18 protein-coding genes and 2 pseudogenes are annotated in these 21,784 nt (G+C 71.0%); 5 read left to right on the top strand and 15 right to left on the bottom strand.

What is annotated here, in order from left to right:
- Positions 1-6: 6 nt before the first annotated feature.
- From NR111_RS08550 to NR111_RS08535, 4 genes and pseudogenes are all read right to left on the bottom strand, one after another.
- A complete protein-coding gene (locus tag NR111_RS08550) occupies positions 7-1,530 on the bottom strand; it encodes an HNH endonuclease signature motif containing protein (protein WP_256820565.1) in 1,524 nt (507 codons plus the stop codon).
- A 390-nt stretch (positions 1,531-1,920) separates the two neighbouring features.
- Complete coding sequence (locus NR111_RS08545) at positions 1,921-2,622, bottom strand: HAD hydrolase-like protein (RefSeq protein ID WP_206474947.1); 702 nt, start codon at positions 2,620-2,622, stop codon at positions 1,921-1,923.
- A complete protein-coding gene (locus NR111_RS08540; RefSeq protein WP_256820564.1) occupies positions 2,619-3,173 on the bottom strand; it encodes a TetR/AcrR family transcriptional regulator in 555 nt (184 codons plus the stop codon). The genes NR111_RS08545 and NR111_RS08540 overlap by 4 nt, the downstream gene beginning before the upstream one ends.
- 51 nt (positions 3,174-3,224) lie before the next feature.
- Positions 3,225-4,834, bottom strand: a pseudogene (locus NR111_RS08535) (GMC oxidoreductase).
- 86 nt (positions 4,835-4,920) lie between these two features.
- On the opposite strand from NR111_RS08535, the gene ppk2 reads away from it, so the two are divergent.
- The 3 genes from ppk2 (at position 4,921) to NR111_RS08520 (ending at position 8,181) form a co-directional block, all read left to right on the top strand.
- Complete coding sequence (ppk2, locus tag NR111_RS08530) at positions 4,921-5,823, top strand: polyphosphate kinase 2 (protein WP_235027705.1); 903 nt, start codon at positions 4,921-4,923, stop codon at positions 5,821-5,823.
- A gap of 85 nt (positions 5,824-5,908) precedes the next feature.
- On the top strand, positions 5,909-6,952 hold the full coding sequence (locus NR111_RS08525) for an enoyl-CoA hydratase/isomerase family protein (protein WP_069390334.1): 1,044 nt from the start codon (positions 5,909-5,911) through the stop codon (positions 6,950-6,952).
- Between the two features lie 74 nt (positions 6,953-7,026).
- On the top strand, positions 7,027-8,181 hold the full coding sequence (locus NR111_RS08520) for an AI-2E family transporter (RefSeq protein WP_256820563.1): 1,155 nt from the start codon (positions 7,027-7,029) through the stop codon (positions 8,179-8,181).
- Positions 8,182-8,228: 47 nt separating this feature from the next.
- On the opposite strand, the gene NR111_RS08515 is transcribed toward NR111_RS08520, so the two are convergent.
- From NR111_RS08515 to NR111_RS08500, 4 genes and pseudogenes are all read right to left on the bottom strand, one after another.
- Positions 8,229-9,932 (bottom strand): serine hydrolase, encoded by a 1,704-nt coding sequence (locus NR111_RS08515; protein WP_256820562.1) that lies wholly within the window; start codon positions 9,930-9,932, stop codon positions 8,229-8,231.
- A gap of 60 nt (positions 9,933-9,992) precedes the next feature.
- On the bottom strand, positions 9,993-11,651 hold the full coding sequence (locus NR111_RS08510) for a hypothetical protein (protein WP_256820561.1): 1,659 nt from the start codon (positions 11,649-11,651) through the stop codon (positions 9,993-9,995).
- A gap of 85 nt (positions 11,652-11,736) precedes the next feature.
- A pseudogene (locus tag NR111_RS08505) lies at positions 11,737-12,681 on the bottom strand (LLM class F420-dependent oxidoreductase).
- A gap of 57 nt (positions 12,682-12,738) precedes the next feature.
- Positions 12,739-14,412, bottom strand: coding sequence for a peptide chain release factor 3 (locus NR111_RS08500; RefSeq protein WP_256820560.1), 1,674 nt, complete (start codon positions 14,410-14,412; stop codon positions 12,739-12,741).
- A 290-nt stretch (positions 14,413-14,702) separates the two neighbouring features.
- Here NR111_RS08500 and NR111_RS08495 point away from each other — a divergent pair, with 290 nt between their 5' ends.
- Positions 14,703-15,134: a DUF6508 domain-containing protein gene (locus NR111_RS08495; protein ID WP_256820559.1), complete on the top strand. Its 432-nt coding sequence runs from the start codon at positions 14,703-14,705 to the stop codon at positions 15,132-15,134.
- 38 nt (positions 15,135-15,172) lie between these two features.
- Here the strand turns inward: NR111_RS08495 and NR111_RS08490 are convergent, their stop codons facing one another.
- Genes NR111_RS08490 through NR111_RS08480 form a run of 3 tightly spaced genes read right to left on the bottom strand, consistent with a single transcriptional unit; the run spans position 15,173 to position 17,185 of the window.
- On the bottom strand, positions 15,173-15,631 hold the full coding sequence (locus NR111_RS08490; protein ID WP_256820558.1) for a DUF1990 domain-containing protein: 459 nt from the start codon (positions 15,629-15,631) through the stop codon (positions 15,173-15,175).
- Positions 15,628-16,239, bottom strand: coding sequence for an aminoacyl-tRNA hydrolase (gene pth, locus NR111_RS08485; RefSeq protein WP_256820557.1), 612 nt, complete (start codon positions 16,237-16,239; stop codon positions 15,628-15,630). Before pth ends, NR111_RS08490 begins: the two co-directional genes overlap by 4 nt.
- Positions 16,240-16,288: 49 nt before the next feature.
- Entirely contained in the window at positions 16,289-17,185 is an 897-nt protein-coding gene (locus tag NR111_RS08480; protein WP_256820555.1) for a LysR family transcriptional regulator ArgP, read from the bottom strand.
- Positions 17,186-17,253: 68 nt separating this feature from the next.
- On the opposite strand from NR111_RS08480, the gene NR111_RS08475 reads away from it, so the two are divergent.
- Entirely contained in the window at positions 17,254-17,871 is a 618-nt protein-coding gene (locus tag NR111_RS08475) for a LysE family transporter (protein WP_256820554.1), read from the top strand.
- 132 nt (positions 17,872-18,003) lie between these two features.
- Here NR111_RS08475 and NR111_RS08470 read toward each other — a convergent pair whose 3' ends face one another.
- From NR111_RS08470 to glmU, 4 genes are all read right to left on the bottom strand, one after another.
- Entirely contained in the window at positions 18,004-18,636 is a 633-nt protein-coding gene (locus NR111_RS08470; protein ID WP_154828260.1) for a 50S ribosomal protein L25/general stress protein Ctc, read from the bottom strand.
- Between the two features lie 277 nt (positions 18,637-18,913).
- Complete coding sequence (gene arsC / locus NR111_RS08465; protein ID WP_067713362.1) at positions 18,914-19,273, bottom strand: arsenate reductase (glutaredoxin); 360 nt, start codon at positions 19,271-19,273, stop codon at positions 18,914-18,916.
- A 1-nt stretch (position 19,274) separates the two neighbouring features.
- Complete coding sequence (locus tag NR111_RS08460; protein WP_067713365.1) at positions 19,275-20,252, bottom strand: ribose-phosphate diphosphokinase; 978 nt, start codon at positions 20,250-20,252, stop codon at positions 19,275-19,277.
- A complete protein-coding gene (gene glmU / locus NR111_RS08455) occupies positions 20,249-21,745 on the bottom strand; it encodes a bifunctional UDP-N-acetylglucosamine diphosphorylase/glucosamine-1-phosphate N-acetyltransferase GlmU (protein WP_256820553.1) in 1,497 nt (498 codons plus the stop codon). Before glmU ends, NR111_RS08460 begins: the two co-directional genes overlap by 4 nt.
- Between the last annotated feature and the right edge of the window lie 39 nt (positions 21,746-21,784).

Genomic DNA, 21,784 nt, shown 5'->3' with positions numbered 1-21,784 from the left:
GCCGACCTAGGCAGCCGACTGCGACCCCGGTTCGCGCTCTGCAGCGTGGAGTCGCTGTTCCGCCTGAGCGCGCAGGTACCTCCGTTCGGAGGCGCGACGGTGCCGGGTGTGCGGTTGGCGCTGCGATCCGGGTATGCCGTCTCCGGTTCTGCCGGCTTCGGCGGCCTCCTTCTGTAGCCGGGAGCGTTCGGGGTGTCGCGGTGCGCCGAACTCCGCCAATGGGCCGGTGGGGGTGGTGATGACGCGTGTCCCGGGGTCCTTGTCGGGATGGTTCGGACCATGTATCCACACGTAGTCCCCGTCAGTACTCCGGTAGTAGGCCCAGATGCCATCGGTCTTGAGGCGATGGTGGGTGCGGCAGATGCTGCCGAGGTCGTCGCTGGTGGTGTATCCGCCGCGTTGGGGATCGTCGTGGTCGAAGGGGATGATGTGGTCGAGGTCCGTCTTGTCCGCCGGGGTCTGGCAGCCGGGGAAAACGCAGGTGCCGTCGCGACCCCGACAGAAGCGGACCAGTGCCTCCGAGGGGCTGTACCGGCGGGAGGCCTCACTGTCCGGGTCCGCGAGCGTGTCGATCGCGTCGAGTCTGCGCCTGGCGAATCGCTGCAGTTCATCGGACGTGAAGCGACTGACGGGGCCGTAACCTGCCACGAACAGGCCCCGGAAGTCCGCGTCCCCGTCGTCGTAGGCGTGGATCACGACCCGGCGGGCCGCGGCCATCGCGTCCGGGTCCGTGAGGTGGTCTCCGTCGGGTGCGGGCAGACAGGTCCAGCCGCGGCTCAGGGCGAGGAGGCCGGCGGCCCTGAGTTGCCCGATCGACCGGGGGTCGTCTGTTGCGGCGGTGCGGACCAGGGCTTCGATCCGCTCGGTGATCTCCAGGCCGTCGACGGCTGAGAGGGTCGCGGTGAGCAGCGCGAGATCGCCGGTGACCGGCGTCATCTTCACGTTCTGCTCTCGCCGAGCCTGTTGTGCGCGGGCGTCCGCTCCCACGGGGTCGCAGCTCGCGACGTGCTTGCTGAGCATCTTGCGCAGTGGCCCGATCCTGGGAGGGTGGGTTCGGCGCCTCGCCGGTGCGAGTCCCTCGCTGATGCGGCGGTCGAGTTCCGGCATGAGACGGTCCTCCACCAGGGCGGTCTCCTCGGCGATGGCGTGGGCCGCGTCGACTCCGATCCACCCAGTCGTCAGCAGTGTCGCGGTGAGAGGCAGCCGCTCGGTCAGTTCTATGGCGGTGGCCACCAGCCGAAATGCCCCGCGGCGGGACAAAGCCATCGAGGCGCTCACCATGGTCGCCGCCGTGTCCAGGGGATCGCGTCGCTGGTCGTTCTGGGTTGACCTGGATACGCAGTCGTACGCATAGGCCACAGTGCGGCCTTCGGCAGCGTTGATCGCCCGCTGCGCGAGATAGCCGCGTCGCTGTCCGGGGTCCCATCGGCTGAAGGCCTCAGGGACGACGACGTCGGTGGCGGGGGTCGGGACCGTCGTGAATCCCGGCGGGGTCACGAACGGCGAGTGGGCGGTGTCTGTTGGGCTCATGGTTCGACTGTATGTTCGAGGTACGACATGGTCGGAAGAAGTGGCTGTCACGGCCGTGACCTGCGGTGCCCTGGATGCCCCGTTCAGGGCGGCGCAGGTCAGACGGCACCGCAGCTCAGACGGCACTGCGGTTCAGACGGCACTGCGGTTCAGACGGCACTGCGGTTCAGACGGAGGCGTGGACGGCAGCCAGTAGTGCGTCGGCGTAGGTGAGGCATGGCGGTACGGCGTGCCACCGCGCCCGGGCGCTCGATGGATACCGCCAGGCCGTGGGCCCGGGCGGCGTCTGCAGCCTCGTGACCTGCGGTGCCCTGGATGCCCCGTTCAGGGCGCCGCAGGTCAGACGGCACTGCGGTTCAGATGGCACTGCGGTTCAGGCGACGCCTCAGGTCAGACGGAGGCGTGGACTGCAGCCAGTAGCGCGTCAGGGTCCGTGAGGTCCGGCAGGACGGTGTGGGCGCCGGCGGCGCGGAGGTCGTCGGCGGAAACCCTGCCGGTGGCGACAGCCACGCAGACGGCACCCGCGTCGCGCGCCCCGCGGACATCGTGCACGTGATCGCCCACGACCACCGACCGCCCGGGGGTCACGTCCACACCGCGGGCCCGGGCGGCGGCGAGGGCGTCGCGGACGAGGTGGGCGCGGTCCGCGTGGTGATCACCGAACGCGCCGAGTCCGGGATCGGGCAGCCCGTCGAAGCCACAGAGCCGCAGCTTGAGCAGCGCCGTCCGCCGCATGTTGCCGGTGACGATCCCCTGGTGCAGTCGCGGGTCCGCGGCCAGGGCGGCGACAGCCTCGTGGGCGCCGGGCAGGGGACCGCCACCACCGGCCAGGAGATCCTCCCCGAACGTTTCGCAGCGCCGGGCCACGGCGTCCATGAGGGAAAGGACCACCTCGTCGTCGTCGACACCTATCCCGTTGATCTCGAGCAGATCGGTGAGGATCGCGCGGTCGGTCCGTCCGGCGAAGGACGCGCCCATGACGGGGTCGCGGCCGAGGAGGTCGGCGAGCGCCGGGGTGATCATGCGGGTCCCGAAGCCGGCGGGGTCGAGGAGGGTGAGGTCGAGGTCCCACAGGACGAGTACGTCGCTCACGTCCCGAACGTCTCCAGCAGCGGCGCCAGCCAGGTGGTGAGGAAGGTGCGGAGGTCGTCGTCGGAGCGGGCCTCGGGCGAGTCCAGGCACAGCACCGACCAGCCCACGTGCACGCCCACCTCCGCGACCAGGTCCAGGCGGCCGGCCAGTTGCGGGAACCGCTCGGCGGCGGGGACGAGGAGCGCGACCGCGTACTGGCGGGCCCGTTCGGCGGAGCCGGGGTCGAAGATGGGGTTCGAGCCGCCGCCGAGCGTGAGCACGCGCAGCAGGGGATCGTCGAGGATGCAGTGGCGGCCCACCACCACGATCTCCACGACCAGCTCGAGGGGCGTCGTCGCGGCGTCGAGCACATCGGTGAACGCGCCGGTGAGCATGGTGAGTCGCTCGGAGACGGCCTGCGAGACCAGGTCCTCGCGGCTGCCGAAGATGGAGTAGACGGTCTGGCGGCTGACCTCGGCCCGCTTGGCGACCGCGGCGATCGTGACGCCCCCGAAACCGGCGCGCCCGATGACGGCTAGGGTGGCGTCGAGGATGGAGTCGCGGGAGCGCACCCCGCCAGTATCCCGGACGCCGCCGGACGCCGTGCCTAAAAGACGGCGCCCTCAGAAGACGGCGCCCACGTCCTGCCGCACGATCCTGTCCAGCGGGCGCTCGGCGATCGCGGCGATGGTCAGCGACGGGTTGCACGCGGCGGTCGTGCCGGGGATGAGCGCGCCGTCGACGACGTACAGCCCGCGCTGGCCCGGGACGCGGCCGTCGAGGTCGCAGACCTGTCCCATGACGGCGCCGCCGAGCGGGTGCCAGGTGGAGTTGAGCATGCGGTTGGTGTCCGTGAGGTGGCCGGTCGGGCCGGCGATGTCGCGTGCGGTGCGGTCGACGTGGGTGAGGATGTTGGAGCCGCCGCCGGCCGGCCATCGGATGATCCCGCGGTCCTGCGCGGAGTCGTAGACGACCCGACCGCGGTCGGCGCTGACGCCGTAGCCGACCATCACCGTGGTGTGGGGGTCCGGTCCGAACGGCGGGAGCGAGGCCTGGATGACGGTGTGGGCGGTGGCGGGGTCGGACCAGTTGAGACTGCCGTAGACCACGGGCCCGCCCTGGACGGCGCCGAACCCGGCGGTGGGGTCGGTCCACAGGTAGATGCGGTCGGCGTTGGAGCCCCAGCCGCTGCCGACGGCGTCGGGCAGGTCGGTGACGGCGTCGGTGGCGGCGGCGCGGGTGAGCAGGGTGGAGGTGCCCACCGAGCCGGCGGCCATGATCAGTGCCGGGGCCCGCATCGACAGCGTCCGGACGAGCCGTCCGGCGGTGTCGAGGACCTCCACGTCCAGCTCCCAGCGGCCGTCGGGAGGCGGCGCATCGCGCGCACATCGTGCAGAGGCCGGACGTCGACCAGGCCCGTGGCCTCGGCGCGGGCGAGTTAGGTGACGTCGACGGAGTGTTTGCCACCGTTGTTGACCCCCAGGGAGCTGTCGCCGTTGGTGTAGGACGGGCGCATCTCGCCGCGCAGTTCCGCCAGGGCGTAGTCCCAGTCCATCGGCATGGGGATCTTGCGCAGGGGCAGCCCGGCGTCGCGGACGCGCTGGGCGAAAACGCGGGAGGCGGCGTACCGGGGCGCGGCGACGAGCTCGTCGGGGGCCTCGGCGAGGCGCAGCATCCGGGAGACGCGTGGGTAGTACTCGCGCTCCATCTCGCGCCAGTCGATCGCGCCGGGGGACCACGTGTGGAACAGCTCCTCGGTGGGTTGTAGTGCCATGCCCTGGTAGATGAGGGAGCCGCCGCCGACCCCGGTGGCGCAGACGGACGTCATGTTCTCGCCGACGGACGCCTCGAGCAGGCCGGTGTGGCGCGGGAGGTCCACGGGGCGGCCGAACACCTCGGCCGGCGGGCGGAACCACGGGGCGCGCTCGTCGGGGGAGGTGGCGCTGGGGAAGGTGGTGGAGCCCGGTCCGGTGGGCCAGCGACGGCCTCGTTCGACGACGACGACACCCGCCTCAGCGAGACGAAGCGCTGAGATGCCGCCGCCGAATCCGCTCCCGACCACGATGCACCGGTGGTCCTGCACATCGTGGGGGATCCGTCCGGGTGCGGGGGAGTCGGTCGCGGCGCCGGCGGAGTCGCTCGGCCGGGCGGCAGCCGCGGGGTCGGTGGCCAGGGCGGCGACCCCGGCGGCGGCGACGGTGCCGAGGAAGCCCCGGCGGGAGATGTGCCGCATGGGCGTGAAACTAGACAGTGTTGACGAAAACTGTCAATATCGTCGTCCCGGTCGAGGAGGCCGGGTCGGGTCCGTAGGCTCAGGCCATGAGCAGCAAGAAACCCTCCGGCAAGAGCGGCAGCAAGAGCGCGTCCAAGAGCGGTGCCAAGAGCGGTGCGAAGAAGAAGGACCTCCTGCCCAGCGGTCTGGAGAAGCTGCCGAAGAAGGCCTACGAGGCCGAGCTCGAGCGGCTGCAGGCGGAGCTGGTCGAGATGCAGGCCTGGCTCCGGGAGACCGGCAACCGGATGGTGGTGGTCTTCGAGGGGCGCGACGCCGCGGGCAAGGGCTCGGCCATCAAGCGGATCACGCAGTACCTCAACCCGAGGCACGCCCGGATCGTGGCATTGCCCGCCCCGACGGAAGTGCACAAGACGCAGTGGTACTTCCAGCGCTACATCGAGCACCTGCCGGCGGCCGGGGAGATCGTGATCTTCGACCGGTCCTGGTACAACCGGGCCGGGGTGGAGCGGGTGATGGGTTTCTGCACACCCGACGAGTACCGGCGGTTCCTGCACCAGGCTCCGATCTTCGAGCGGCTGCTGGTGGAGGACGGGATCATGCTCCGCAAGTACTGGTTCTCCGTGTCCGACGAGGAGCAGGAGCGCCGGTTCCGGTCGCGCCATGACGACCCGATGCGCCGCTGGAAGCTCTCGCCGATGGACCTGGAGTCCATCACCCGGTGGGAGGACTACAGCCGGGCCAAGGACGAGATGTTCGTCCACACCGACATCCCCGAGGCGCCGTGGTTCACGGTCGAGTCCGAGGACAAGAAGCGCTCGCGGATCAACGTCATCTCGCACCTGCTGTCGACCGTGCCGTGGGAGAAGCTCGACCCGCCGGAGCTGGAGATCCCCGAGCGGCCGAAGGGTGCGGACTCGAGCTACGACCGCCCGCCGCGCGAGGAGTTCAGGTACGTGCCGGACGTGGCCTCGCAGTTGTTGGAGGGCTGAGGCGGCGGGCCCGCATCGGGGGCAGTGAAGTAGGAATTCCTAGTATCCGTGCGACGGTCGGTGGGCGGCCTGACACTATGGGGTCATGAGCGAATTCGTCAGCAGCCGGCGTGATGGCCGGATACAGCACATCGTCCTGGACCGCCCCAAGGCCCTGAACTCGCTGGACCTGTCCATGTGCCGGGCCCTGCACACGGCGCTGGACCAGGCGTCCAAGGACGAGGACGTCGAGGCCGTCGTCACCACCAGCACCTCGGAGAAGGCGTTCTGTGCGGGTGGCGACATCCGCGCGCTGCGCGACGCCGCGGCGGCCGGTGAGCACGAGAGGAACCACGAGTTCTTCTCCGAGGAGTACGCGATGGATCTGGCGTACCACACGCACCGCGTCCCCACGGTCGCCGTGATCCACGGGGTGGCCATGGGCGGAGGCCTGGGAGTCTCGATCAACGGTTCGCACCGCGTGGTGACCAAGAAGGTCATGATGGCCATGCCGGAGACGGCGATCGGCTTCATCCCGGACGTCGGCGCCAGCCACTTCCTTCCGCGCCTGTGCGGCGGCGGCGCACGCGGCCTGGCCGTGGCGATCTACCTGGGCACGACGGGCGTGCGGATGAACTCCGCCGACGCCCTCTTCACCGGCCTGGCCACCCACCTGATCGACGACGACGAGCGCAACGCCTTCGTCGACGCCGTCGCTGCCATCGGCTTGGCCGACGCGCTGAAGAGGTTCGGTCTCGAGCGCGCCGAGGCGGGGGAGTCCGCCGTCGAGGCCCGTATCGAGCGCATCGAGGACGTCTTCTCCCGCGACACCGCGCAGGAGATGATCGCGGCGCTGGAGTCCGGTGAGCAGGACGAGTGGGCCACGTCCACTCTCGAGATGTTGCGGTCGCACTGCCCCACGTCGATCGTCGCCACCATCGAGCTGCTGCGCGCCGGGGCGAAGGCGGAGGACCTGCGGGAGTGCCTGGACAACGAGCTGGCCCTGGGCGCCTGGATCACCGCCCGCCCGGACTTCGTCGAGGGCGTGCGGGCCGTCGTGATCGACAAGGACCGCAACCCCACCTGGGATCCGGCGGATCTCGATTCGGTGGACGTCGACGCCATCCGTTCGGCGCTCGCCGGGAGCTGAGCGGTTTCTCCGCGGACTGATCGGGATACGCTGAGCGGCGTCCGGCGCACGGGGCGCCGCTCGTGAGGAGCGTCATGACTAGCAGCGGAGACAACGTGGGCCCTCCGGCGGCGCCGACGCCGGAGGCGCTCGCCCCCCACGAGGAACCCAAGGGCTGGGGCATCGCCGGCGTCACGGCGGTGTCCCTCGCGGCCCTGTTCGTGGTGGTGTGGGGACTGTCCGAGCACGCCAGTCTGCTGATGCCGGCGTTCCTGGCGCTGAACCTGGTCATCGCCGCCCAGCCCCTGCAGCGGCTGCTGCAGCGGGCAGGGTTGCCCCGCTGGGGGGCGATGATCATCGTCCTGCTGGTGCTCTACCTGCTGCTTGCCGCGCTGGTCGGGATGCTGGTGTGGGCATTGTGGGTCGCAGCCGAGGAGATCCCGCAATACCAGGACAAGTTCCTCGAACTGTACGAGCAGACGATCGCGTTCCTCGGCACCTTCGGCGTGAGCGAGGATCAGGTCACCTCGAGCCTCCAGGGCGTGGACCCCACCACGATCGTCGGCACCCTGCAGAACGTCGCCGGTCAGTTGTCCTCGGCCGGCGGTCAGCTCACCGTCCTGGTCATCGCGCTGACGTTCCTCGTGTTCGACGTCCCCGGCATCACGAGGCGTCGCGCGGTGATCGCCCGGCAGCGGCCCCGGCTCGCCGACGCCCTCGGGTCGTTCACCGACGGCGTGAAGTCGTACTGGATCGTCTCCACGGTCTTCGGCCTCATCGTGGCCGTGATCGACACGGTGGCACTGATGATCCTCGGCGTGCCGCTGGCGCTGGTGTGGGGCGTGCTCGCGTTCGTCACCAACTACATCCCCAACATCGGCTTCGTGCTGGGGCTGGTACCGCCGGCACTGTTCGCGCTGCTCACCGGGGGGCCGGTCGAGGCCATCTGGGTGGTGGTGATCTACAGCGTCGTCAACCTGGTCATGCAGAGCTTCATCCAGCCCAAGTTCACGGGCGACGCCGTGGGGCTGACCCCCACCGTGACGTTCTTGTCGTTGGTGTTCTGGTCGGCGATCGCCGGGGCGCTGGGCGCCATCCTCGCCGTCCCGCTGACGTTGGCGGTCAAGGCGTTCCTCGTGGACGCTGATCCCCGGATGGCCTGGTTCTCCACGTTCCTCACGACCCCGGACGCGGACGCCAAGCGGGACCGGCGGCGCGCGGCGCGGCTGGAGGCGGCCCACGAGGGGTAGGTCCCGCCGGCGTCGGCACCAGCCGGTGGACCCTGGCGGCCCCGCGGTCAGTCGCCCGTCTCGTCCTCTCCGACGCGGGTGAAGGTGCCCAGACCGTTGCCGTCGAGGAGCTCCACCGTCACCGTATCGCCGTCGACGGTGACGCTGCCGCGGGAGCCGGGCGGCCAGTTCTCACCGACCGGACTCACGGCGAAGGTGTCGCCGTCCCAGTGTTCGAGCGGCCAGACCTGCGGTCCCGGGCCCACGTCCAGCGCGAGTGCGGGGCCGGCGTCCGGCGGATCGTCCGGATCCCCGTCCGATCCCCGGTCAGGCTGTGAGGCGACGCGGCGGATCTCGATCTCGCCGAAGTAGTCGTTGCGGTAGACGCCCACCAGCTCGTCCGCCGGGCGCGGCGGTGCGGGGGCGGAGGGTTGCCGAGTGGAGACCAGGTCGCCGACGGGGGCCAGCAGTGGGCCGAACGCCTCGCCGTACAGCTCCCGCCACTTCAGGGTGGGGTCGCCGAACTGCGCGTAGTCCGCGAAGCGCGAATTGATGGTCTCCGCCACCCCGACGGGCGAGGCGTTGGTCAGGGTGATGATGCCGAGGTCCAGCGACGGCATCATGAGCATCGCAGTTCCGGCGCCGAGCGCGAACGCACCGGAGTGGCTCCACTCGACGCGGCCGGAGGAGCTGGTGGAGATATTGAACCCGTAGCCGTAGGTCCCGGTCCGGTCCGCCGCGGACTGCGGGGGTGAGGACACGGCCTGCGGGGTCAGAGCCTGTCGGAGTGCGTCGGAGGGGACGACCTGCGAGCCGCCGGGCCCGGCGCCGTCGGCGAGCACCATCGACATCCACCGCGCCATGTCCGTGACCGACGAGCTCAGGCCCCCCGCGGGGGCCTGGGCGTCCGGGTCACGCGCGGGATCGGCCGGGACCCAGTCGCCGGACGACTCGCCCGACTCGTCGGCGGCAGCGCGGACGTGGCCGACGACGCGGTTGTGGCGGTCGAGCAGGTCCTCGTAGGAGTAGGAGGTGTCGTCCATGTCGAGGGGGTCGAAGAGCCGCTCGCGGGCCAGCTCGGGCCAGGGGGTGCCGGCCGCGACGGCCACGGCTTCGGCTCCGGCGGTGAGCCCGAAGTTGGTGTACGCGTACGAGGCGCGGAACGGCTCCAGCGGCAGGTGGCGCAGCCCGTGCAGGATCGCCGGGCGGTCGTACCCGAGGTCCTCGATATCGTCGCCTGCGTGCTCGGGCAACCCGGAGCGGTGCGCGAACAGGTCGCCCACCGTCACGTCGGCGGTCACGCCCGGATCGGACAGGGCGAACCACGGGAGGTGCTCGCGCACGGGAGTCGACCAGTCGATCTCGCTCTCGGCGGTCTCCGCGGCCACGACGGTGGCGCTGACCGGCTTGGAGACCGACGCCATGGGGAAGACCGTCCGCGCGTCCACCTCCTCGCCGGTCTCGGTGCTGCGCACGCCGAACCCCTCGGCCAACGCCACCTCGCCACCGTGCACCACCGCCACTGCGACGCCCGGGATGCCCGAGGCCTCGAGCTCCTCCTCGACGATGTCGGTCACCTTGCCGATCGCGTACTCGACCCGGTCGTCCGAGACCTCCAGTCCGGAGTAGGCCGCGGGACTCTGGCCGGGCTCCGGGTCGGGGACCGGGGTGCCGCACGCCGAGGCGGACATGGCCACGGTGAGCCCGAGCGCCGCTGCTCCGGCGATCCGCGGGCGGCGCGAGCGACGGGGAGGGGACGGGTCCGGGGTCATTTCCTCAGGTTAGTCGTCCGGCGCCGCGAATCGCCGCAACAGCGCAGGACGAGCCGGTGGTCAGCGCGCCCGTTCCCAGTTGGCGGTCCACGCCTCGGCGCCGCCCATGAGCTGACGCTCCAGCTCGGCCCGGTCGGGCCCGGCGCGGTGCAGCACGTCGGCGGCCCAATCGGCGTAGAGGCCGTACTGGGCGACCCCGTCGGTGTTGAGGTCGTACTCGCGGTCACCGAACCGCCACCGGTCCATCACCTCGCCGCTGGGCGCGGTGAACGGGTACACGAGCGGGTCGCTCGCCGCGCTCGGCCGGGGCTCGGCGAGGGCGGCCAGGCCGTTGACGTCGGAGCCGAAGCCGTAGCCGGTGAACGGCCGGGCGGCGCCGGCGGTGTTCGTGCGCCACTGCTCGAGGAAGCCGGTCTCGAAGTTCTCGGTGGCCTCGGCGGGCCAGGCGAACGCGGCCACGAACCCGCCCTGCTCGTGGACCCGGCGAGTGTTGCCCTGCGTGGCCCAGGCGTGGTCCACGACCAGGCCTGTGTACCCCGCCTCAGCGGCGATGTCGAGGGTGCGGTGGGCGGTCTTGACGCCCATGTGGTCGATGTTGATCACCATGCCGCGGGCCATCATCCCGCGGATCGCGTGCTCGCCCAGCGGCGTCAGCCCGCGCACGTTGCACAGCGGAGCCTCGGGGTAGACGGGCAGTGCCGCGCCCGCCGGGGCGTCCGAGGAGGCCACCGCCAGGCCGTCGGCGACGGGCGTGGAGGCCAGGGGTTGGGCGTGGTCGGCGTCGGGACCGGTGCACGGCTCGGTCTCCCAGAACCGCTGGGTGCCCAGTTTGTTGCCGATGTTGACCGCGAGGCCGGCCAGTTCCTCGTCCATGCGGGCGCCACCGAGGGCGTTGTCGAACTTGTGTACCGGGAACACGGTCGACACGCCCCACGAGGCGAACTCGTCGAGCCCCCGGTCGATGTCCTCGGTCGTGCACATCGGCACGTCGTCGACCACCCTGCACCCGAATGGCTCGGATGCCTCGACGCCCAGCGTGACCGCGAGTTTCCCGTCCGCTGCGATGGCGCGGACGTCCTCCGGCGAGCGGGCGATCCGGAACCAGCCCCGCCCGGGACCGCCGTGCTCGGCGTCGATGTGGGCCTCCATCCGCTCGAGGTAGTCCACCTGCCGGCGCAGCTGCTCCATTTCGTCGCACGGGGAGCGCGCGGGCACCCCGATCCCGGCGAGGGCCTCGCAGAGCACGCGGTTGGCCACCAGATGGTTGGTGAGCACCCGCAGTCCACCGCGCCACGCCCGCTCTATACCGGTGTAGTAGGCCTGTTCGTGCAGTTGGGACTCGTGCGACGGCCACTGCGCGAAGGTGGGGAAGCCCTGGGTCCCGCCGGGCAGGGCGGTGCCCCCGAGAACCGATTCGAGCAACGCGAAGTGCCCGGTGCCCGAGTGGCTCGGACAGTCCGCCAGCGCCTGGCCGAGGCCGCCGGGGGAGAACGGCTCGCCGCAGCGCAGTGCCCCGCCGAACGCCTGCGACGCCGCGAGGTGCGCGTGGGCGTCGACCATGCCGCTGATGGGGGACCCGTCGGTCGGGGTCGCCGCCCGGGTCGGTGCGGCGATCAGGGGAAAGAGAAGAGCGACGACGACGAGGAGTGCCGTCGCGGCCCACGCACGGCCTCCGGGATGTGCTGCCCTCGTCGTCGTCGTCGTCCCTTGTGCCACCATGGCGTGACACTAATCCCACTCCTCGGGCGGGGGAGGGGGATTCGCCCGGCCGGCGGGGCGACCGGCCGGCCGGGCAGGGCTCGCGTCAGAGCTGGCGCGCCACCTCGGAGGCGACCAGGTCAAGGTGGTCCAGGTCGGACATGTCGAGCACCTGCAGGTAGATGCGCCGGGCACCGATCGCCGCGAACCGGCCGATCGTGTCCACGACCTCGTCCGGGGTCCCGGCGGCGCCGTTCGCCCGCAGTTCATCGACCTCGCGGCCGATGGCGTCCGCCCGCCGGGCGACCTGCGCCTCGTCGCGTCCGCAGCACAGGACGAGCGCGGCCGAGCGGATGATCTCCTCGGGGGCGCGGCCGCGCTCGGCGCACGCCTCGTCGACCCGGCGGTACTGCGTCGCCACGGTGTCGAGGTCGGCGAACGGCACGTTGAACTCGTCGGCGAACCGGGCGGCCAGCGCCGGGGTCCGCTTCCTGCCGTGACCGCCGACGATCACCGGCGGGCGCTGCTGCACGGGCTTGGGCAGGCCGGGGGAGTCCACCATCTCCACCCGCTTCCCGTGGACGGAGACCGTCTCGCCTGCGGGCGTCGACCAGAACGCCTCGAGCGCCCCGAGGGTGTCCTCCAGCAGGTCGAACCGCTCGCCCAGCGGCGGGAAGGGGATGCCGTAGGCGGTGTGCTCGTCGGCGTACCAGCCGGCGCCGAGTCCCACGTCGAGGCGGCCACCGGACATCTCGTCGACCTGGGCCATCGAGATCGCCAGCGGGCCCGGGTGGCGGAACGTCACCGAGGTGAGCAGCGTGCCGAGCCGGATGGTCTAGGTCTCGCGGGCCAGGGCGGCGAGGGTCAGCCACGCGTCGGTGGGGCCGGGCAGTCCGCTGATGTCGCCCATCTTGAGGTAGTGGTCCGACCGGAAGAAGGCCTCGTAGCCGAGGTCTTCCGCCGCGCGGGCGACGGCGAGCTGGTCGGCATACGTCGCGCCCTGCTGGGGCTCGACGAATACGCGGAGGCTGACCGGAGAATCACTGGGCATGCCCTCCAGCATGCCGCCGGGTGACCCGCCCGCGCCAACCGCCGGCCCGCGTCAGGGCTAGTTGGTGTCGGCGACCAGCGGCTCGATGGTGAGGTGTTCCATCTCCTTGGTGATGTACTGCAGCCGCCACTTGTCACCGAACAGGGCCAGCAGCTCGCCGTCGGTGCGCTGGAAGACCTCGACTCCGCGCTGGCGGCCGAGTTCGCCGGCCGACTCGGCGTCGGTGCGGCGGGCGATCGTGTACGGCAGGTTGTCCACCACGACCTCGACGTTGAACTCGGCCTTCATCCGGGCCGTGACCACCTCGAACTGCATGGGGCCGACCGCGGCCATGACCGGGTTGGCGTCGCCGCGGGTGTCGTTGCGCAGGATCTGCACCACGCCCTCGGCGGCCAGCTGGTCGATGGCCTTACGGAACTGCTTGTACTTGCCCAGTGACTGGGCGCGGACCACCGCGAAGTGCTCGGGGGCGAACTGCGGGATCGGCGGGAACTGCACCTTCCTACCGCTGTAGAGGGTGTCGCCGGGGGCGAGGGCCGTGGCGTTGACCAGGCCCACCACGTCGCCGGGGTAGGCGGTCTCCACGGTGGTGCGGTCGCGGCCGAACACCGTCAGCGCGTACTTGGTGGTGAACGGCTTGCCCGTCTGGGCGTGCTGGACCACCATGCCGCGCTCGAACTCGCCGGAGACCACCCGCATGAACGCCAGACGATCGCGGTGCGCGGCGTCCATGCCGGCCTGCACCTTGAACACCATGGCGGAGAAGGGCTCCGAAGTCTTCCGCGGTTCGCCCGAGACGGTCGGCCACTCGCGCGGCGGCGGGGCCAACTCGACGAGCGCGTCGAGGATCTGGTGGACACCGAAGTTGAGCATCGCCGAGGCGAAGATCACCGGGCTGGTCTCACCGGCCAGGTATAGCTCCTGGTCGTGGTCCTGGCCCATCGCCGAGAGTAGCTCGGACTCCTCGACCGCGGTCTCCCACACGTCGCCCTCGCGCTCGGTGGCGGTGTCCGGGTCGTAGTGCTCCTCGGGGGCGATCGTCGACCCGCCGGCGGTGCGGGTGAAGTGCACGTACTCCTCGGGGGCGCCGTCGTCGCCGCGCCGCAGCAGGCCGCGGTAGTCGCCGGCGATGCCCACGGGCATGAACAGGGGGGTCGGCACGAGGCCGATCTGCTCGGTGATCTCGTCGAGCAGTTCGAGCGGCGCCCGGCCGGGCCGGTCCCACTTGTTGATCACCGTGATGATCGGCAGACCGTTGTGCTTGCACACCTGGAAGAGCTTGAGGGTCTGCGGCTCGAGACCCTTGGCGGCGTCGATGAGCATGACCGCCGCGTCGACCGCGGTGAGGACGCGGTAGGTGTCTTCGGAGAAGTCGGCGTGGCCGGGGGTGTCGACCAGGTTGATGACGTACGGGTCGTCGCCCGGGTTCGAGCCCTCCGGTGCGTAGGTGAACTGCAGCGCGGTGGAGCTGACGGAGATGCCGCGGGCCTTCTCCATCTCCATCCAGTCCGACACGGTGGACCGGCGGCCCGACTTGCCGTGGACGGCGCCGGCCTCGGTGATCACCCGCGCGTGCAGCGCGAGCGCCTCCGTGAGCGTGGACTTGCCGGCGTCCGGGTGGGCGATCACGGCGAACGTCCTGCGGCGCGCGACTTCGGACGTGACGTCCCCGGCGGCGTCCGCACCCGTGGCGTGCCCGCCCGTTCCGGTGTCCTCGGCGGTCTCGGTCACGCGCACTCCTTCTGGCAGTCGACGGCCCTCGTCGTCGTCACCCAGCGTACGTCCGCCCACGGGTGAGCACACAATCCGGCGGTGCGACCCACGAGGTCGGTGTGGCGCGTGAAACGCGAGGTCAGGCGCGGCGCCTGCGCGGATCGAGCGCGCCAGTCGATAGCTTTCGTAACTAGTGCGCGTGCCCCGACCGATGAACCGTGAACGACGCTACGCGCGGCCGGGTGTCGTACCCGGTCGCTACGGTGCGCACGAGCCGCGTCGGACGACGCGCAGAGGCGAGGACTGGAATGGGCGAGGGCAGTGACCGGCACGAGCTGGAGGAGCGCAGGGCCGCGCTCCGGCGGCTGCTGCCCGTGGTCGAGCGGTTGCGGGGGCTCGACGGCGTGACGTGGGCGGGCGGCCAGCGACACCGCAACGGCGCGTACCTGGTGCGCTACCCGACCTACGACGAGGACACCCTGGCCGTGATGGAGGCGTTCGGCGGGGGCGTGCTCACCCGGCACGGGTACCTCGACGAATTGGAGCGGCGCGGGTTGTCGGACGGCTCGCTCACCGACCTCACCGGGCTGGCCGAGCGTTCGGACGAGGACCTGACCCGCGCGCTGCTCACCTGGGTGGTCCGGTCCGAGCGGTTCGTCGACGGTGCGATCGCGGAGTCGCTGGCGGAGGGATCGCTCGTGGCGCTTCTCGACCGGCTGCAGGAGCTCTATGAACTGTGACGTTGCTGAACTGTGATGTCCACGCCGGGCGCCGCGGGTCAGGGCCGGTCGCGCAGGGCGGCGAGGTAGCGGCGGGTGATCCGCGCCTGTTCGAGTCGGGCGATGGGTGCACCCAGCCGGGCGAGCAGGGTGGCGTGCGCGGATTCACCGGTGAGGGTGAGCGCGACGGCGCCGGTGACGGAATCGTGCCGGACGAGGAACGTTCCCCATCCGCGCTCGGGGTGGCCGGGTAGGGCGCGGTAGGTGAACCCCCGCGCGTCGGGGCGGTCAACGACCTCCGTGACCTCGCAGGGCGCGGCCAGTCGCAGCCACGCCCCGGGGCCTGATCGCGGCCGGAGGGTGACGGTGCGGCCGGGGGTGGCGGGCCCGGTGGCGACGACGACGAGGCCCGCCCGCCGGTGCAGGTCCCAGCTGACGAGTGCTGCACTCGCGCGGCGGAAGAGATCGGCACCGGAGCCCAGGTGGGCCTCGCGCTCGAACCGCCGGGAGCGCGTCACGCGGAGTGGACCTGGTTCTGGGCCGTCTCCAGCCCGTGCTTGAGGAGGAGTTCCACGGCGTCGGCGGCGTCCTGGATGAGGAACGGCACATCGGGTTGCTCGAGCTTGGAGAAGCGCTTGAGCACGAAGTCAGCCACCGCCATGCGGCCCGGCGGACGGCCGACCCCGGCGCGGACGCGGATGTAGTCGCGGGTGCCGAGGGAGCCGGACAGCGAGCGCAGGCCGTTGTGGCCGCCCTCGCCGCCGCCGCGCTTGAGGCGGACCCGTCCGAAGTCGATGTCGATCTCGTCGTGGATCACGATGATGTCGGTGGGCGTGACCGAGAAGTACTTGGCGACCGCGGCGACAGGCCCGCCCGAGAGGTTCATGTAGCTGCGGGGGCGGGCCAGGACCACGGGCTTGTCGGCGAGCCGGGTCTGGGCGATCTCGCAGTTGGTCCGCTTGTGGGTGGAGAAGCTCGCCGGCATCGGCAGGGCGCGGGACGCCAACTCCTGCAGGACGTCCCAGCCGATGTTGTGGCGGGTGCCCTCGTAGTCGGGTCCGGGGTTGGCCAGACCCACGATGAGCGTGGGGCCGGGCGTGGGGCCGGGCGTGGAAGCGGTAGTCACGGGCCCATGATCCCAGACGGCGTCGGCCCGCCCGGGCGCACCTGTCCGATCAGTTCCGCAGCTCGGTGCGGGCGGTGTCGAGGACGGCGGCGGTGAGGGCGTCGAGGTCGGGTGACTGCAGTTTCCAGTGCTGCCAGAACAGGGGGACGTCGAGGAAGTGGTCGGGGGAGACGTCGACGATCTCGCCGGAGACCAGCCATGGGGTGGCGAGGTGCTCGGGGATCAGGCCCCAGCCCAGCCCGGCGACGATCGCCCGGACGTGATCGTGCGAGCTGGGGATGAAGTGCCGCGGCCCGGTGGGTTCCCGGCGGGCCAGGCGGCGATAGTGGTTGTTCTGGTGGCCGTCGCTGCGGTCGAAGTCGACGATGGGCGCCCGGCCGAGCGCGGCGGTGGTCGAGCCGTCACGCAGGTGCCGGGCGACGAACCCGGGGCTCGCGCAGGCCAGGTACCGCATGGATCCCAGGGGCTGCGAGCGGCAACCCTGGACCGGCCGGGACTGGCTGGTCACCGCGGCCATCACCTCGCCGCGCCGCAGCAACTCGCTGGACAGGGACTCGTCCTCGCGGCGGATGTCGAAGACCACCCGGCCGGCCGCGTGGACCTCGGTCATGGCATCGAGGAACCAGGTCGCCAGCGAGTCGGAGTTGCACGCCACGGCCAAGATCACGTGTTCCTGGGCCGACGCCGGGTCGTCGAGTTCGCCGGCGAGGGATTCCTCGAGGTGGAGCATCTGCCGCGCAGTGCGCAGCACGATCTCGCCGGAGGCGGTGGCAGAGATCGGGCGGTCGCGACGGACGAGGATCCGCCCCGCCGACTCCTCGAGCGCGCGGACCCGCTGGGACACCGCCGACTGGGTGATGTGCAGGTGGGAGGCGGCGGCCTCGAACGAGCCGAGGTCCACGACGGCGGCGAGGGTGCGGAGGTGATCGAGCTGCAGAGTGTTCATAAGCGCAGCTAATGCTAGTGCAGAAAGTGCAGTCGCACTACTGATGAAACCAGGCCTACCGTGAGGTCGTGACCGCTACTTCCACACTTCTCATGGGCGTCGGCATGGGCCTCGGGCTCATCGCCGCCGTCGGCGCGCAGAACGCCTACGTCCTCCAGCGTTCGATCCGTGGCGATGTGGCGATGGTCCCCATCGTCGCCTTCTGCGTGGTCTCCGAGGCCGCGCTCATCCTGCTCGGCGTGGCGGGCGTGGGGGTGCTCATCGAATCGGCGCCGGCGGCGATCACGGTCATGAAGTGGATCGGGGTCGTGTTCCTGCTGGCCTACGGGGCGTTCGCCGCGTCCCGCGCGATCCGGCCCGGCGACGGGTTGCAGGTCGACGGCAACGCGCGGGTCCCGTCGACGCTCGGGGCGGTGGCGGCGTGCGCGGCGTTCACCTGGCTCAACCCGCACGCCTACCTCGACTGCGTGGTGTTCCTCGGCACGCTCGCCAACCAACAGGGGGGCGACCTGCGCTGGGTGTTCGCGGCCGGGGCCTTCATCGCGGGCGTGCTGTGGTTCTCGCTCATCGGGTTCGGTGGCAAGGCGTTGCGGGGGCTGTTCGCCAGGCCCGGGGCGTGGCGGGTGCTCGACGCCGGCATCGCCGTGATGATGCTGGTCCTGGCGATCGGCCTCGTCCGCGGCTGATGCCGAGCCCCCGGCGTGGAGGGGCCGGGCCGGCGGAATACGGAACGGGCCCGGCACGACGCTGTGGTCGCTCCGGGCCCGTGGCCGGGTGCCGCCGGTCAGGCGGCGTTCGCGTGGTTCACGCGGGGAGGATCAGCCCTCCTCGGCGGCCTTCGCGGCGTCCTCGGCGGCCTCGCCCTGGGGCGCAGCCTCCTCGTCTTCCTCGAGGTCGGACTCGGACGGCGCCTCGATGACGTTGACCAGCAGGGTCTCCGGGTCGGAGACCAGGGTGGCGCCGGCGGGCAGCGTGATGTCGGAGGCGGTGAACTGGGTGCCGGCCTCGACGTCCTCCACCGAGAGAGTGAACTCCTCGGGGATATCGGTGGCCTCGACCTCGATCTCGATGTAGTCGGCGTCCGTCGTGACCAGGGTGCCGGGGGCGGCCTCACCCTCGAGGACGACGTAGACCTCGACGACGACCTTCTCGCCCTTGCGCACGACGAGCAGGTCCGTGTGCTCGATGATGCGGGTCAGCGGGTGCACGTCGATCTGCTTGGGCAGCGCGAGCTGCTCCTCGCCCTCGATGTCGAGGGTGAGCAGGGAGTTGGTGCCGTGCGCGCGGAGCACGGCGGCGAACTCGAGCGCGTCGAGCAGCAGGTGGCGGGGCTCGGTGTGGTGGCCGTACAGCACCGCGGGGACCTTGCCCTCACGACGGGCGCGGCGGGCGGAGCCCTTGCCGAACTCGGTGCGGGTGGAGGTCTTGAGGTTGTTGATTTCCTTGGCCATGATCGCCTTTTCGTCGGGTGGGAGAGCGGGACGCCCTACGGGTGATGACCTCCTCGGCGATCGAGACGATCGCCGGGCCGGTCCACCGGGACCACGCCGACAATGATCGCGTCGATAACGGAGTGACCCGGGTTGATGCGGGTCCTCCCTCGCCGAGATGACCCGACCAGCCTAGCGCCGAGGGGTGCGGGGCCCAAAATCGCAGCGAACCCGCCGCTCCCGGACAAGGGTGCGGCGGGTTCGGACGCGGCGACGGCGCACCGTCAGCGGCGGGGCGTCAGAGGATCTCCTCGACCGCCGCCGTGGGACGCGCGAGGCGGGTGCCCTTGTCGGTGACGACGAAGGGCCGCTCGATGAGCCGGGGATGGGCGACCATCGCCGCGAGCAGGTCGTCATCCGAGGCGTCGATGAGGCCGAGCTCGGTGAACTCGGCTTCCTTGACGCGCACCGCCTCCCGCACCGTCAGGCCGGCGTCGGAGATGAGGGTGCGCAGCTGCTCGACGTCCGGGGGAGTGTCGAGATACTTGATGACCGTCGGCTCCACACCCCGCTCGCGGAGCAGCTCCAGCGCCTGCCGGGACTTGGAGCAGCGGGGGTTGTGGTAGATCGTGGCGCGCCCCGCCGGGTCCGCGGTCATGTCAGGCGTTCCCGTTGAAGAGGCTGGTCACCGACCCGTTCTCGAAGACCTCGTGGATGGTCCGGGCCAGCAGCGGCGCGATGGACAGCACGGTGAGGTTCTCGAACCGCTTCTCCGGCGGGATCGGCAGCGTGTCGGTGGTGATGACCTCCTTGGCCCCGCAGTTGGCGAGACGCTCGGCGGCCGGATCGGAGAAGATGCCGTGGGTGGTGGCGATGATGACGTCGCCGGCACCGGCGTCCTTGAGGACCTTGACGGCGCCGGCGATGGTGCCACCGGTGTCGATCATGTCGTCCATCAGGACGCAGGTCTTGCCCTCCACGTCACCGACCACGCGGTTGGACTTCACCTGGTTGGGCACGTTGGGATCGCGGGTCTTGTGGACGAACGCGAGCGGCGCGCCGTCGAGGGCGTCGGCCCACTTCTCGCCCACCTTGACGCGGCCGGCGTCGGGGGAGACCACGACGATGTTGTCCGTCCCGTAGTGCTGCCGGACGTAGTCCGAGAGCTGGCCCTGGGCGTGCATGTGGTCCACGGGACCGTCGAAGAAGCCCTGGATCTGGTCGGTGTGCAGGTCGACCGTGATGATGCGGTCCGCGCCGGCGGCCTTGAGCAGGTCCGCGATGAGACGGGCCGAGATCGGCTCACGGCCGCGGTGCTTCTTGTCCTGCCGCGCGTACGGGTAGAACGGCAGGACAGCGGTGATCCGCTTGGCGCTTCCCCGCTTGAGCGCGTCGATCATGATGAGCTGCTCCATGATCCACTTGTTCAGCGGCGCCGGGGCACTCTGCAGCACGAACGCGTCACAGCCGCGGACGGACTCCTCGAAGCGGACGAAGATCTCGCCGTTGGCGAAGTCCCTGGCGGTCTGGGGGGTGACCTCGACGCCCAGTTCGGCGGCGACCTGGTCGGAGAGTTCGGGGTGCGCGCGCCCCGCGAAAAACATCAGGTTCTTCTGGTTGTCGATCCACTCGCTCACTGCGTGAGTCCGTCCTTCTGGGAGTCGTTCCGGGCACGACGGGCGGCCTCTGCCGAACCGGAATCGGGCCGGTTCTCGATCACCCAGTCGTCGATGTTCCTCTGTCGTCCGCCCGAGACCGCGAGGGCTCCGGGTGGGACGTCGTCCTTGATCACGGTACCCGCGCCCGAATAGGCCCCGTCTCCGACGGTCACAGGTGCGACGAACATGGTGTCCGAACCGGTGCGGCAGTGATCGCCGATCACTGTACGGTTCTTGTTCACCCCGTCGTAATTGACGAACACGCTCGACGCCCCGATGTTGGTGTGCTCGCCGATCGTCGCGTCGCCCACGTAGGTCAGGTGCGGCACCTTGGTGTTCGCCCCGATCGTCGACTTCTTGACCTCGACGAACGTGCCGATCTTGCTCCGCTCGCCCAGGTCCGCCTCGGGCCGCAGGTAGGCGAACGGGCCCACCTCCGCGCCAGCCCCGATTGTGGCGCGCACCGCATGTGAACGCACGACCGTGGCGCCCTCGCCGACCACGGTGTCCTGCAGCGTGGTGTCCGGTCCGACGGTCGCACCGTCGCCGATCTCGGTGGCGCCCGTCAGATGGGTGCCCGGCAGGATCGTCACGTCGCGGCCCGTGGCCACGCCGACGTCGAGCCACGTGCTGGACGGGTCGACGATCGTCGCGCCGCCCCGCATCGCCGACTCGCAGAGGCGACGGTTCATCTCGCCGGCCAGGGCTGCGAGCTGCACGCGATCATTGACGCCCGCGACCAGATCGGGGTCCTCGACACGGTGCCCGCGGATGAGGCCGTTGTCGCGCCGCGCGAGCTGGATGACGTCGGTGAGGTACAGCTCGCCCTGCGAGTTGTCCGTGCCCAGCTGCCCGAGCTTGTCCCGCAGGACGAGGGCGTCGAAGGCGTAGATGCCGGAGTTGACCTCGTCGATCGCCCGCTCGTCCTCCGAGGCGTCCTTGTGCTCGACGATCCGCAGCACCTCGCCGTCGTCGTTCCTCACGATGCGGCCGTACCCCGTGGGGTCGGGTGCCGTCGACGTCAGGACGGTGACCGCGGCGCGCGGTCGCAGGTCGTGGCGCGTCACGACCTCGCGCAGGGTGTCGGCGTCGAGCAGGGGGATGTCCGAGGTGGTGACGAGCACGGTGCCCGAGAAGTCGGCGGGCAGTCCCTTCATCCCGGCCGCGACGGCGTCGCCCGTCCCGTTCTGCTCCTCCTGCACCGCGGTGGAGACCGGCACGCCGAGCTCGGCCGACAACTCGTCGACCGCCGCCGAGACCTGGTCGCGCTGATGGCCGACGACCACGACGATCGCGTCCGGTTCGAGCCCCGCCGCGGCGTGCAGTGCGTGGCCGAGCATCGTCCGCCCGCACACCCGGTGCAGCATCTTGGGGGTGGCGCTCTTCATCCGGGTGCCGGATCCGGCGGCCAGGACGATGACCGCGGTCTGTGGGCGGTCGGGCGCTGAACGGTCGGTCTCGGGTGTGGTCATCAAGTCTCCTCGGCGCGCCGCGCGCACGGTGGTGGTGAT

Source organism: Dietzia sp. Die43 (genome assembly GCF_024519835.1).
In the GTDB taxonomy this organism is placed as follows: domain Bacteria; phylum Actinomycetota; class Actinomycetes; order Mycobacteriales; family Mycobacteriaceae; genus Dietzia; species Dietzia kunjamensis.
Note: the sequence above shows the minus strand (reverse complement) of the source record. Positions and strands in the feature narration are given on the sequence as shown.

Bases quoted from the DNA above. Each gene is read 5' to 3' on its own strand.
- NR111_RS08550 (WP_256820565.1), bottom strand. From the start codon at position 1,530: ATGAGCCCAACAGACACCGCCCACTCGCCGTTCGTGACCCCGCCGGGA.
- NR111_RS08520 (WP_256820563.1), top strand. From the start codon at position 7,027: ATGACTAGCAGCGGAGACAACGTGGGCCCTCCGGCGGCGCCGACGCCG.
- NR111_RS08495 (WP_256820559.1), top strand. From the start codon at position 14,703: ATGGGCGAGGGCAGTGACCGGCACGAGCTGGAGGAGCGCAGGGCCGCG.
- glmU (WP_256820553.1), bottom strand. From the start codon at position 21,745: ATGACCACACCCGAGACCGACCGTTCAGCGCCCGACCGCCCACAGACC.
- NR111_RS08510 (WP_256820561.1), bottom strand. From the start codon at position 11,651: ATGGTGGCACAAGGGACGACGACGACGACGAGGGCAGCACATCCCGGA.
- ppk2 (WP_235027705.1), top strand. From the start codon at position 4,921: ATGAGCAGCAAGAAACCCTCCGGCAAGAGCGGCAGCAAGAGCGCGTCC.
- NR111_RS08480 (WP_256820555.1), bottom strand. From the start codon at position 17,185: ATGAACACTCTGCAGCTCGATCACCTCCGCACCCTCGCCGCCGTCGTG.
- arsC (WP_067713362.1), bottom strand. From the start codon at position 19,273: ATGACCGCGGACCCGGCGGGGCGCGCCACGATCTACCACAACCCCCGC.
- NR111_RS08470 (WP_154828260.1), bottom strand. From the start codon at position 18,636: ATGGCCAAGGAAATCAACAACCTCAAGACCTCCACCCGCACCGAGTTC.
- NR111_RS08515 (WP_256820562.1), bottom strand. From the start codon at position 9,932: ATGACCCCGGACCCGTCCCCTCCCCGTCGCTCGCGCCGCCCGCGGATC.
- NR111_RS08525 (WP_069390334.1), top strand. From the start codon at position 5,909: ATGAGCGAATTCGTCAGCAGCCGGCGTGATGGCCGGATACAGCACATC.